Annotated in this window: 13 protein-coding genes and 3 pseudogenes; 10 read left to right on the top strand and 6 right to left on the bottom strand. The window is 51.2% G+C overall.

Annotated elements, in window-relative coordinates:
• Positions 1-6: 6 nt before the first annotated feature.
• A pseudogene (locus tag ACQ86O_RS23440) lies at positions 7-793 on the top strand (molybdopterin-dependent oxidoreductase).
• A gap of 57 nt (positions 794-850) precedes the next feature.
• Positions 851-1,141, top strand: coding sequence for a pentapeptide MXKDX repeat protein (locus tag ACQ86O_RS23435; protein ID WP_431223077.1), 291 nt, complete (start codon positions 851-853; stop codon positions 1,139-1,141).
• A gap of 303 nt (positions 1,142-1,444) precedes the next feature.
• Here the strand turns inward: ACQ86O_RS23435 and ACQ86O_RS23430 are convergent, their stop codons facing one another.
• The 3 genes from ACQ86O_RS23430 to ACQ86O_RS23420 form a co-directional block, all read right to left on the bottom strand.
• A complete protein-coding gene (locus ACQ86O_RS23430) occupies positions 1,445-1,921 on the bottom strand; it encodes a helix-turn-helix transcriptional regulator (protein WP_431223076.1) in 477 nt (158 codons plus the stop codon).
• 164 nt (positions 1,922-2,085) lie between these two features.
• Positions 2,086-2,529 carry an EAL domain-containing protein gene (locus tag ACQ86O_RS23425; RefSeq protein ID WP_431223075.1) on the bottom strand — a complete coding sequence of 148 codons (444 nt, stop codon included), beginning with the start codon at positions 2,527-2,529 and terminating at the stop codon, positions 2,086-2,088.
• Positions 2,517-2,771 (bottom strand): hypothetical protein, encoded by a 255-nt coding sequence (locus tag ACQ86O_RS23420; protein ID WP_431223074.1) that lies wholly within the window; start codon positions 2,769-2,771, stop codon positions 2,517-2,519. The genes ACQ86O_RS23425 and ACQ86O_RS23420 overlap by 13 nt, the downstream gene beginning before the upstream one ends.
• A 472-nt stretch (positions 2,772-3,243) precedes the next feature.
• Between ACQ86O_RS23420 and ACQ86O_RS23415 the strand changes: the two genes are divergently transcribed.
• The 7 genes and pseudogenes from ACQ86O_RS23415 to ACQ86O_RS23385 all read left to right on the top strand — a co-directional run bounded on the left by ACQ86O_RS23415 (position 3,244) and on the right by ACQ86O_RS23385 (position 8,438).
• Positions 3,244-3,801 (top strand): fimbrial protein, encoded by a 558-nt coding sequence (locus tag ACQ86O_RS23415; protein ID WP_431223073.1) that lies wholly within the window; start codon positions 3,244-3,246, stop codon positions 3,799-3,801.
• 244 nt (positions 3,802-4,045) lie between these two features.
• On the top strand, positions 4,046-4,468 hold the full coding sequence (locus ACQ86O_RS23410) for a fimbrial biogenesis chaperone (RefSeq protein WP_431223072.1): 423 nt from the start codon (positions 4,046-4,048) through the stop codon (positions 4,466-4,468).
• Entirely contained in the window at positions 4,447-4,839 is a 393-nt protein-coding gene (locus ACQ86O_RS23405; protein WP_431223071.1) for a fimbrial biogenesis chaperone, read from the top strand. The genes ACQ86O_RS23410 and ACQ86O_RS23405 overlap by 22 nt, the downstream gene beginning before the upstream one ends.
• 8 nt (positions 4,840-4,847) lie before the next feature.
• Positions 4,848-7,084, top strand: a pseudogene (locus tag ACQ86O_RS23400) (fimbria/pilus outer membrane usher protein); the annotation flags it as partial.
• The gene (locus tag ACQ86O_RS23395) at positions 7,067-7,411 is read left to right on the top strand and encodes a FimD/PapC C-terminal domain-containing protein (protein WP_431225811.1); all 345 of its coding nucleotides are present in this window, start codon (positions 7,067-7,069) and stop codon (positions 7,409-7,411) included. The pseudogene ACQ86O_RS23400 and the gene ACQ86O_RS23395, both read left to right, overlap by 18 nt.
• Positions 7,408-7,901, top strand: a pseudogene (locus tag ACQ86O_RS23390) (fimbrial protein); the annotation flags it as partial. The gene ACQ86O_RS23395 and the pseudogene ACQ86O_RS23390, both read left to right, overlap by 4 nt.
• A gap of 72 nt (positions 7,902-7,973) precedes the next feature.
• Positions 7,974-8,438 carry a fimbrial protein gene (locus ACQ86O_RS23385; protein ID WP_431225810.1) on the top strand — a complete coding sequence of 155 codons (465 nt, stop codon included), beginning with the start codon at positions 7,974-7,976 and terminating at the stop codon, positions 8,436-8,438.
• Positions 8,439-8,491: 53 nt separating this feature from the next.
• On the opposite strand, the gene ACQ86O_RS23380 is transcribed toward ACQ86O_RS23385, so the two are convergent.
• From ACQ86O_RS23380 to ACQ86O_RS23370, 3 genes are all read right to left on the bottom strand, one after another.
• A complete protein-coding gene (locus ACQ86O_RS23380; RefSeq protein ID WP_431223070.1) occupies positions 8,492-8,950 on the bottom strand; it encodes a helix-turn-helix domain-containing protein in 459 nt (152 codons plus the stop codon).
• 232 nt (positions 8,951-9,182) lie between these two features.
• Positions 9,183-10,610, bottom strand: coding sequence for an alkaline phosphatase (phoA, locus tag ACQ86O_RS23375; RefSeq protein WP_431223069.1), 1,428 nt, complete (start codon positions 10,608-10,610; stop codon positions 9,183-9,185).
• A 137-nt stretch (positions 10,611-10,747) separates the two neighbouring features.
• On the bottom strand, positions 10,748-11,455 hold the full coding sequence (locus ACQ86O_RS23370) for a glutathione S-transferase N-terminal domain-containing protein (protein WP_431223068.1): 708 nt from the start codon (positions 11,453-11,455) through the stop codon (positions 10,748-10,750).
• 214 nt (positions 11,456-11,669) lie between these two features.
• Here ACQ86O_RS23370 and ACQ86O_RS23365 point away from each other — a divergent pair, with 214 nt between their 5' ends.
• The gene (locus ACQ86O_RS23365) at positions 11,670-12,014 is read left to right on the top strand and encodes an antibiotic biosynthesis monooxygenase family protein (protein WP_431225809.1); all 345 of its coding nucleotides are present in this window, start codon (positions 11,670-11,672) and stop codon (positions 12,012-12,014) included.
• Positions 12,015-12,092: the final 78 nt, after the last annotated feature.

Genomic DNA, 12,092 nt, shown 5'->3' with positions numbered 1-12,092 from the left:
AGCCTGATGAAACCGGAAAAACCACCGATTAGCCTGAGCGCAAGCCAGGACATTGTGCAGGAAGCGCAGCGATTGTTAGCGCGCCAACTGGCATCCTCATCACGCCGCCGCTTTTTACGCAATGGGTTAACGCTGGGGGGATAGCGATGCTGACCGGTTGTGATCTTAGCGATAACACCCAGGTAGAACAGGCTTTGACGGGGATTTCACGCTTTAACGATCGGGTTCAGGGCTGGTTATTTAACGCCGACCATCTGGCCCCGGTGTATGCGGAATCGATGATCACCCGGCCCTTCCCATTCAACGCTTTCTATTCCGAGGAGCAGGCACCGGATATCAACGGTGATGACTATCGGCTGGAAGTGGCCGGGTTGGTGCTGCACAAACAGCCCTGGACGCTGGCCCAACTACACCAGATGCCGCAGATCAGCCAGATTACACGCCATATCTGTGTGGAAGGCTGGAGCGCCATCGGCAAATGGGGGGCGTGCCGTTTGCCGCATTCCTGCAGGCCATTGGTGCCGATCTGAACGCCCGTTATATCAGCTTTAAGTGTGCCGACGATTATTACACCAGCATTGATATGGCCACCGCGCTGCACCCACAAACCATTATGGCGCTGACCTATGACGGGCAGATCCTGCCACGCAAATATGGCTACCCGATGAAACTGCGTATGCCCACCAAGCTGGGCTATAAGAATCCGAAACATATACAAGCGATCGAAGTGACTAACCATTTCCCTGGCGGTTACTGGGAAGATCAAGGCTACAACTGGTTTGGCGGCAGTTGATTGTTGCCGAACTATTCCACGCCATGACTAGTGCTTTTAATGACAGAAGGAAAGACCATGAAAAAGTTATTTGCAATGATGATGTGTAGCGCGCTGATGTTGGGTATCGCGGGTGCCAATGCGGCAGATAGCATGAGCAAAGACGCGATGCACAAGAGTGGGGAGAGCCAAATGTCCCATGATGGGATGGCTAAAGATGGCATGAAAAAAGACAGTATGAAAAAAGAGTGTATGGGCAAGGATTGTATGAAAAAAGATCCGATGGGTAAGGAGGCTATGAAGCATGATAGTATGAAGAAAGACTCTATGGCCAAAGACAGTATGAAGAAAGACGCGATGAGCCAGTAAATCCGTCAACCCCGGCGGCGTTTGCCGCCGGGGACATTCCCGATTAAAAAAGTATGCGTTTGATTTCTCTGTAAAATCACTAATCGGTGCTTCGCAAAGTTTGTCTTTAAATATCAAACAGGAAAGGTATAAAGAAGCCCCGGGTGAACGAACGTTCCATCCTCTGAAGTTTCAACAAAATACAGCCAGACTCTCGCTTGGTTTGGACCTGCCCTATTACCAGTAACCACCTCGAGAATACGAAGCGCGTTTTGGTCTCTCCGTCAGGATAGCGTTAAAGAAAATGGAGCTCGCCGACAAAAACTATTTGCTGGCGACAAAAATGGTGCTCATATTGCGTAAACGTAACTTTTTTAACGCGCTGTATTTTTGGGAAAAAATGGTCTTTGGGTGCGTCCCGCGTTTGGCGGCAATGTGCAGCAGGCTATCGCCCCGCAGCAGGTTAAAGATCACATCGCTTTCCGCCGGGCTCAGTTCACGGGTTTTCTGCACTTTGATCCGCCCGGACTCTTGGCTTTCTAACAGATTCTCAATTTTTTCCTGCAGCAAATAAAGCGGGGTACGGGTAGAGACCAGTTCTACGGAGATACCGAGGATCGCTAACAAATTCACCACACGAATATCGTCATAAAACACCAGGATCCGCGTGTTGGTATTATATTGCTGGTGCATGGAGACCAGGCTTTCGATCACGTTGACGCTTTGCTCCAGGCTCTGTGAGGTAAAAATCAACGCAATATCGTGCTTGACGATTTTTTCGGCTTTTGTGCCGTTATGCATAAAATCTGAAAACAGCCTGATATCGTACTTGCCGTAATTTTTTTCAACAGCACAGAAAGCCCGACGTAGCTGTATTTACACTCACTAACAACAAGAACACTGTTTTTAGACATAAAAAGTTATACCAAAAATGAGTTAAAAGTATTCAGCTGTAAGAAGCAGGTTCAAATCCTGTATATTGAATTCCTTCCACAACTTGCCCTGTAGCGCATAATATGGCATGTCCTCGAGCCATTTTTTTGCTCAAAGGTTTCTACCCCTTCGATAATCACCTGGTAATGATTAAGGTGAAAAAAACGCAATAACGCGTGCATGAGGCCATCACCACCGGGTTTTTGCATAAAATCCCAAAGCAACAGGCGATCGAGTTTAACGAAGCGGAAACGGCTGTTATACAGTGCAGAAAAACCCGCATAGCCAGAGCCAAAATCATCGAGCCAGAACGAATAACCGTTTAAAGCGGGATCGCTATGGACGCGGTTTTTTACCAACCTGCTGGCGTGCTCATTGATTTCGAAATGAATACAGCGAATACCTTGAACCTTTTCTGCCAACGAACTGTTAGCCAGAGAGCTAAGGGAATGGTCATCCACATTTATGGTGGCCATAACTTCATTTTTTGAAACCAGGCTTTATTTCTCGCAATCAAATCAACCTGTGCAAGCAGAATTTCAATGCGTGTTTCACGGTCTGCCTGCTGAAAGAACTGTTCTGGTGAAAAGTGCGCAAACGCACTATTGAAAGCAAATCTAGACAAACATTCTACAGCCAGAAGTTGCCCGGATTTTGCGAACATTGGCTGAAAAACATAATTAATCCCGCTATTTTTAGCTCTAAAGGAACCACGCATTTCCCAAACCTTGGATTGATATTTATCATTATGATTTTCAACAATAAACTTAATTTAATTGAGCCGTTTATTGGTAATATTCTTATTTAAACGATGCAGTTGGCCATTTGGCAGTAATTTGCTCTAACAGACTGGTTTTCCAGTGAAATCATAGGATCGTCAAAAATTACAAAATGTAAATATACAGAATAATTCACTGTTTAAACTGCCGTTACGCAAGATGTTTGACCTGCCTGGTTTTCAAAACAAAGATTATTCTTATTTGGTTAAATCGTCAACATCGATCGATAAGTATTTGTTGATAGTTTTTTCCTATCAAGAATGCGGTTGTGAATGTTTTAAACGATTTACCATTAAGAATACTCTTGGTCTATATTTCGCCGGGTAATGGATTCATCGGGCTTCATTCCTGACAGGGAGTAGCATCGTTGAATGTACTTTATAGCTGTATTAATTCATCGAGAGTCTAAATATGAAAATCTCTAAATTATCTACTGTATTAGCACTGGCTGTATCTACTGCTGCTATTTCTTCTCTGTCTGCACAAGCGGCTGATGGCACTATTACTTTCAATGGTAAAGTGACTGACCAAACTTGTACTATCAGCACCCCAGGCGGAAAAGACTTTACCGTTACACTGCCGACCGTATCTTCTTCTACTTTGGGCGCGGTAAGTGCCACTGCGGGCCGTACTCCGTTCGCAATTAACCTGACTAAATGCTCTAAAGGGCAGGTAGCAACTTATTTCGAGCCTGGTGCGACTGTTGATTTCAAAACTGGCCGCCTGAATAACCAAACCAAAACCAATGCGGCAACCAACGTGCAAATTCAGCTGTTGGGTGAAAATAACCAGTTCCTGCCAATTCTGGCGGCAAGCAACAATGGTGCACAGGCTAACTCCCAGTGGGTTGCTGTTGCCAACGATGGTGATTCAGCCGATCTGAATTACTATGCGGAATATTTCGCAACTGCTGCTGCTGGTGCGGGTGACGTGACCTCTAACGTGCAATACACCATCATCTATCAATAAGTAATATTCTTATTACTTTGAATTTTTAATAACAGTTTATTACTGAGATTTGAAATTCATCTGACATATACCCGATGAATTGCAAGTTGCCGCTACGCGCCCAACTCACTGATCTCCTGGCGCTGACTTAAGTCAGTGCCTGGGGTGAGTGATTGCCGGTAACCACGCTACAGCTTGAAAGGTGACGGGTATATTCTGGCGGGAAGATAATATTCCCCCATATTCCTTCCGTAGTGACTAGAAAATGAAAAATTCATTTAAAAAATACAGCGTATTGCTGATGGCCGTGCTTTTCAGCAGCAGCGTTTTTTCCAGTGTCATCATTAACGGTACGCGGGTTATTTATCCTGCAAAGCAGCGGGAAGTGACGGTTCAACTTTCAAATAACGGGGATTCTCCGGCGCTGATCCAGGCCTGGATTGATGAAGGCAATGCGGAAACCACGCCGGAAAACAGCAAAGCGCCGTTTATTGTCTCCCCGCCAATCAGCCGGGTTGAACCCAATAGTGGCCAGGCGTTGCGTGTTTCGCTGACGACCACCGCGCTGGCGCAAAACAAAGAATCTCTGTTCTGGTTGAACGTGCTGGAAATCCCCCAGCCCCAACCGGGACGGCAACCGATACCACGCCGGAAAACTTCCTGCAGGTGGCTTTCAGAACCCGCGTAAAACTGTTCTATCGCCCGGCAAATCTCAGCGGTGAAGCTAATGATGCCCCAGAGAAATTGCAGTGGAGCTACGTTGCGGGTGGCGTAAAAGTGAAAAACCCAACGCCGTTCTATGTTTCTTTCACCGAAATTAATGCCATTACCAATCAGAAGAAGAGCGCGCTGGCCTCGCACGGCGACATGCTGGCTCCCGGCCAGGAAAAACACTGGCCTTTTCCGGTGACAGTTCGCGCATTACTGACATTGAGTTCACCACAATCAATGACTTTGGTGGCCGGGTTAACCGCAGCAAAAACAAGCAGCAGTAACTCTTGGAAAAAGCCCCAGGCTGCTGCGCGTTGTCTGCTGACAGGGGGACGCTTAATTTGGTAAAGGAATGCATGGATATGAAAGAGTTACCTATCTCTGCCGCCATTAAATCGGCACTTTTCAATTACAAATCCATCCTGTTATTGACCGGGGGCGCACTCTGCCTGGCCTCCCCGATGGTGGTCTGGGCAGCCGCTCAGGCTACTGCCAAACCTGCCAATACGCCGGTCGAGGCGACTTTCAATAGCAATTTCCTGGTCGGGCAAGCGCAGGGTGTGGACCTTTCGCGCTTTCGCGACGGTAATCCGGTGCTGGCGGGAAAGTATTCTCTGGATGTTTACGTCAACGGCGAATGGAAAGGCAAAAAGAATATTGAATTCAAGAGCGTGCCAGGTAAAGACAGTGCCGAAACCTGTTTTGGCCTGCTGTCTCTTGAAGAGTTTGGCGTAGATACCGCCGCAATGGGCAGCGATCCTTCCGTAGCCACCACGACCTGCAAATCGCTGAGCCAGTGGGTGCCGGAAGCGTCTTATCGCCTGGATACCAGCACGCTGCGTATGGATGTCAGTATTCCGCAGGCGGCATTGCGCCGCACGGCCCGTGGCTATGTCGACCCTAAATTCTGGGATCGCGGGATCACGGCGGGTTTCCTGTCGTATAACTTCAACGCCTTCAACTCTCACAGCTCAAATACCGGGGGCAATGCAGATTCCACCAATGCTTATCTGACGTTGAATGCCGGGCTGAATATTGCCGGCTGGCAGTTGCATCACGACTCGAATGTGAACTGGCGTAGCCAGGAAAGCACCCACTGGCAGAACACCGCGACCTATGCGCAGCGCGCTATTGCGGGTGTGCGCGGTATGTTGACGTTAGGAGATGCGTTTACCAGTGGTGATTTCTTCGATTCTATCGGTTTTCGTGGTGCGCAGATCGCCACTGACGATCGCATGTTGCCAGATTCCCTTAACGGTTATGCGCCGGTAGTCCGCGGTATGGCGCAAAGCAATGCGTTAGTGGAAATCCGCCAGAACAATCAGCTGATCTATCAAACCACGGTGGCACCGGGGAGTTCGTTATCAACGATCTTTACCCAACCGGTTACGGCGGCGATCTGAACGTGACGGTCAATGAAGCCGATGGCAGCGTGCGCCAGTTCAGCGTGCCTTACGCCTCGGTGGCGCAGATGCTGCGCCCGGGGATCCAGCGTTATGCGTTAACCGCAGGACGCGTGCGTGATGATAATTTGAGCAAAGAGCCGGAGATGTTCCAGGCGACTTATCAACGCGGGTTCACCAATATTCTGACAGGCTATACCGGAGCTACCGTCAGTGACGGTTACAGCGCGGTGCTGTTGGGCAGCGCAGTAGCCACCCCGTTAGGGGCCGTTGCGGTGGATGTTACGCAGGCAAACACTCGCCTGAAACAGGGGGATATGTCTGGCCAGAGCTACAAGATCAGCTACAGCAAACTGATGTCGGAAACCAATACCAACTTCACCATTGCGGCTTACCGTTATTCGACCTCTGGCTATCTTTCGCTGCGTGATGCGGTGTACGCCCGGGATAACGAGAGAAGAGGGCTAAGTGCCAATGCGATCAATCGCCAGCGCAGTGAGTACCAACTCACGCTCAACCAAGGGTTAGGGAGCAGCCTGGGTTCACTGTATCTCACCGGTTCGGTGCGTGATTACTGGAACCGTGGCGGCACCTCCAAGCAGTATCAGATTGGTTACAACAATTTTATTGGCCGCGTGACCTATGGTTTGTCCGCCATGCGCACCACCGATACCAATAACCGTGATGAAACCCGTTATTACCTTAACTTCTCGATCCCATTCAACGTGGGCACGCAGAATATCAGCCTGAACAGTGCGCTGGCTTATACCGATCGCGGTTACGACAGCAGCCGTATCGGTATCAATGGTTCAACCGGTGAAGATAACAACCTCAGTTACAGCGCGACCTTGGCTAACGATCGCAGTGGCGGAACCAACAGCAGCGTGAGTGGCGAATATCGTAGCCGCTTCGCCACCATGAATGGTTCCTACAGCTATGGCCGTGACTTCCGCCAGTCCTCTATCGGGGCTTCCGGCAGCGTGGTGGCACATAGCGGCGGCGTGACCATGACGCCACAACGCGGCCAGACCATGGTGCTGATTGAAGCGCCGGACGCTGCAGGTGCGATCGTCACGAATACGCCAGGGGTGCGTATTGATGACAACGGCTATGCGGTGGTGCCTTATGTTGCGCCTTACCGGATGACGAGCGTGACGTTGGATCCCAACGGTATGTCGCGTGATGTCGAGTTGGAAAGCAGCAGCCAGCAGGTTGCCCCTTACGCTGGCGCAATAGCCAAGTTGGAGTTCAAAACCATCAAGGGTCAGGCGCTGATTATTCATGCCTTGGGCCCGAATGGCACGGCGTTACCGTTTGGCGCAGAGGTGTTGGATACCCGTAACCAAGTGGTGGGTATCGTCGGCCAGGGCAGCCGTATCTATCTGCGTACCGAAGCATTACAGGGATTGCTGTTCGTCAAATGGGGCACTCAGCCAACACAACAATGTGCCGTGAAATATAGCGCGCAGGCACAGAACAGCACTGATTACGAAATTATCGAGGCAAGCTGCAAATGATTAACCTGATCCGCAAACTCACCGGCATGCGCCAGCGCCCTAAACAAGCCATGCTGTTTTTATTGCTGATGTCGGCGGGGCAGATGGCCTATGCCCAATGCCGGGTGACCACCAATAACCCGCAGGATATCGTTATGAACGTTGGCCGGGTGCTGATTACCCCGACCAGCAAAGTGGGCGATATCCTTGCTACCGGTAAATTCGATATTCGCCGTAACAACAGTATTTCCTGCTCCGGTAACAGCACCCTGTTTGGGCGCATTCTGCAAGGGGGCCAAGCTCGGTCAGCGACAAAATCTGGACAACCAGCGTGCCGGGGGTGGGGATCCGTCTTTACCGTCAGATCGGAACCCAGGAAGGGGCATACTATCCGCACGAGATTTATCGTAACAGCGCGGTGTATCTGGCGGAAGGTTACTTTGTGGTTGAGGTGATCAAGATTGCCCCGAATACTGGCACCGGCTCATTGGCCCCTGGGCAGTACTCTTCTTACTACGCTGATGGCACAGGCCCGTCAAAACCGATCCTGATTTCTCACGTTCTGGCTAACAGCATTACCATTGTGACCTCGTCTTGCTCGGTGGATGCGGGGTCTAAAAACAAGGTTATCAATCTGAGCACGGTGGCTTCGGCAGCATTTAAGGGTGTTGGCAGCACGGCGGCAGAACAGGATTTCTCACTCAACATCAACTGTGTTGGTGGTACGGGAACCGAGCTGTTGCCCGGTGGCGCGGGTGAAGGCCTGGTGAATGTGCGTTTCGACTATACCCCGGATACTTCAAATGCGCCGGGCGTATTAAAGTCCCTGCAAGACACCAATGCGGCCAACGGTGTGTCCGTGCAGTTGCTGAACGGCAAGGACTCAACGCCAATCAAAAACGGGGCTTCGGTCTATGCTGGGCATACTATCGCCAACCAGACCAACACGATCACCTTGCCGCTGAAAGCGCGTTACTACCAAACCGCGGCCAGGATAAAGGGCGGCACGCTAAAGTCGATTGCCACTTTTACGCTTGAATATAACTGAGTAAGGCCAGGCGCCACCGCAGGCCAATGGGTGACCCGTTGGCCTTTTACTTTTTAGCGCTGCCCCATCCAGTTGGTGCAGTTATCGTCGACGCACTGGCGGTTATACAGGCGTTGCAGGCTAGGTGAAGAGTGGCGATGGCCGGATAATGGCGTGATGTCTGCTGGGCGTGACACCGTGCCATCCCGCTGCGGCGTGCGGCGATAAACCGCCGGAGTCTTGCCAAACTGCTTTTTAAAGGCGCGAGAAAATGAAGGCTGTGAGTCAAAATGGAACTGCAGGGCAATATCCAGGATCGGGCGTGGCGTGGTGCGTAACGCTTGTGCCGCCTGCGACAAACGGCGTTCGCGGATATAGCTACCGAGGGCATGGCCAGTAGTGCTGCGGAACATCCGCTGCAAGTGCCATTTGGAATAGCCTGATTTCGCCGCCACGTTATCCAGCAGCAGAGGTTGATCCAGGTGGGTTTCGATCCAGTTCATTAAATCGTGAATGATATCGGCGCGATCCATTGTTTAAATTCTCCTGCAGGGACGACATTCAGCCAGCGTCAAAAGAGGTCTAATAATCCAAGTTTATTCTTTGATAATAGGCTCGGCAGACAGGTTACGCAAGTCTCATCTTGGTAAACCGGGGTGGCGAAAAATGCTCTACTGGTGGCAGGGGAATAGCGCGGTGGTTGAGGATACGTTCCCTCTTCGTGATGAAGAGAGAACGGATTATGTTGTTAGCTTATTAAGTTAATTACTTGATATTCATGGCATCGCGCATGGTGAAGAACAGATCCGTCTGATCGGTCAGCCCCACTACGTTGGCGGCGTGCGGGCCGTAAGCGGCAATACGCAACTGGGTGCCGGTATGGCCCTGCGAGCTGTCTTCCGAGTTGCCGTAGCTGATGGCCATCACTGCGCCATCTTTGGTGGTTAACGCCTGGGTCAGCCCCGGAGCTTTGGTATCGGCGGCTACGATCTGGCTGGAATGAGCATGATCAGCAGTGACGATAACCAGCGTATTGCCATCGGCACGGGCAAACTCCAGCGCTTTTTGTACCGCTTCATCCAGATCGACCGTTTCACCAAATTGGCCGCAAGGGTTGGCATCATGATCCTGTTTGTCGATGGAAGCTCCTTCCACCTGCAGGAAGAAACCGTTGGGGTTGTGCTTGAGCAGGTCGATGGCCTTTTCAGTCATGGCCGCCAGAGTTGGCACATTGGCGCTGCGTTCTGGGTTATTTTCGCAGGTGACGGCGGGCTTATCGATATTACCGTGGTAAGAGGCCTTTGGCCCTTTCCATCGCACAGGCATGTTACCCGGTGCAAACAGACCCAGCAGAGGTTTTTGTTGATTGGCGATATTGATGGCGCTGAGATCTTCAGCAGTTTCCACCCATTGATAACCCAATGCAGCAGCCTGCTCTTTCAGCGTTTTTCCCTGCCATTCGCCGCTTTTGGCTAACTGGTTAAAGGATTTTGCTCCGCCGCCCAGCGTGACGTCTGCGCGGGTTTTGATTAACTGTTCGGTAATAGAGCCATGCCCACCGTTTTCCAACGCATTACTGGCGCATTTCTCGCTGGTTTCTTCTGGGCCATAGCATTTGCGTGCGGTGACGTGTGACACCAGAGCCGCCGGGGTGGCATCTTGCAATTCTGCCGTCGAGACGTTGCCTGTGGCTTTACCTGCGGCTTTGGCCAGCTCCAGAATGGTGGGCTGATCTTTGCCGTTAACATCGACACCCAATGCGCCGTTATAGGTTTTCACCCCGGTTGCCCAGGCGGTGGCCGAGGCGGCAGAGTCGGTGACATAGTCGGGTTTATGGCTTTCTTTATCCAGCGAGTAGTGGGTGTATTGGCCAGTCAGTGGCAGTGCATCAATCCCTTTGAAGTAGCCACCGGCACCCTCGGCATAGTTGCGTGCGCCGGTAATTTCTGAATCACCCATGCCATCACCGATCAACAGGATCACGTTCTTGACGGTTTTATCCGACAACGAGGCTTTCAGTGCTGCAGTTTGATCCCCCGCCAGACGGCGTGCACCGCCAGGTTCGGTAATATCACCACGCGCTGCGCGGTGGGTTAGCGGGTTGCTGTCGATGGGGGCGCTTTCAGCCAGGGCGGTGGTGCATAGCAGTGCGGACAATACGGCACCGGCGATCAGGGAAACAGACTGCGGCATAAGTAGAGCTCCTTGTCGTAATACAAAAATACGTTTGGCATGGTTTTGTTACCGGGGAGAGTAGAGCAGGAAAGTGACATTTTTATGACGAACAAAAGAGAGGGAAGGATAGCCTGAGCGGCTATCCTAAAACGTGATCAGGCTTCGCGAGCCGGGATATTGATACCGCGTTGTACGGCTGGCCGCGCCAATCCACGTTCCAGCCAAAGGCCAACTGCCGGGAAGCTGTCGAAATCCACCAGATCGCGGGCTTCGTAAAAGCCAATCAGGTTGCGGACCCAGCCAAGTAAGGAGATATCAGCAATGGTGTATTCGTCGCCCATCATCCAGTTGCGCCTTATCAGGCGCTCTTCCAGCACGCCAAGCAGGCGTTTGGACTCCTTCTGATAGCGCTCCAATGGCCGCTTGTCCTCATATTCGCGCCCGGCGAATTTATGGAAAAAGCCGAGCTGGCCGAACATTGGTCCGACGGCGGCCATCTGGAAAAAGACCCACTGGAGGGTTTCGTAACGCCGCGCTGGATCCTGGGGTAACAATTGGCCGCATTTTTCTGCCAGATACAGCAAGATTGCACCTGATTCAAACAGCGCCAAGGGTTTGCTATCCGGCCCGTTGGGATCGAGAATGGCCGGGATTTTGCCGTTCGGGTTTAGCGACAGGAATTCCGGTGTCCAGGTTTCATTTTTGCCAATGTCGATCAAATGGGCTTCATAAGGCAGCCCAATCTCTTCCAGCATGATGGAAACCTTCACCCCATTGGGGGTTGGCAGTGAATATAGCTGCAACAACTCTGGATGTTTGGCAGGCCAGCGTTGGGTTATCGGGAACTGCGAAAGACTGAGCATGATGACTCCTCGGATTTTACGGGGTTCGTAAAACAGATTACCCATTGAGTATTGCAACAAAGCTAGCGCGCTGCAGGGGTAAAACGATAGACCAAAATGTGCTTTAGCGTCTGCTGTCTAGCGGGTCACGAATATGATTAAATGCTACTTTGTCGATCCGCGCACTTTGCGTATGCACACATTCCTGAATTTTATCCTGCCGAGGAGAATAATGATGATAGCGGTGATTTTTGAATTACGGGCTGCCGCCGGGCAACAGGAAACCTACCTTGAGCTGGCAGCCGAACTGAAACCGCTGTTGGCAGAGATAGAGGGTTTTATCTCAATTGAGCGCTTCCAGAGCCTGAGTGAACCGGAAAAATTGTTGTCATTGTCATTCTGGCGTGACGAGCAGGCGGTACAACAGTGGCGCAACCTGGAGCAACATCGTAAAGCGCAGGCGCGTGGGCGGCATGAGGTATTGGAGCATTACCGGTTGCGGGTTGCCGAGGTGGTGCGTGATTATGGGCTTGAACCGCGTGAGCAGGCCCCTTTAGACAGCCGGGATTGCCATGGTTGAAACACTCTGTGCCCAGACTCAGGTGCTGGATTCAATATATTTGAGGGATTATTCATCAACCAGCGCGTTACGTACTCA

It is taken from the genome of Serratia sp. L9, assembly GCF_050632285.1.
Lineage (GTDB): Bacteria > Pseudomonadota > Gammaproteobacteria > Enterobacterales > Enterobacteriaceae > Chania.
The sequence above is the reverse complement of the archived record's forward strand: the minus strand, read 5'-3'. Positions and strand labels throughout refer to the sequence as shown.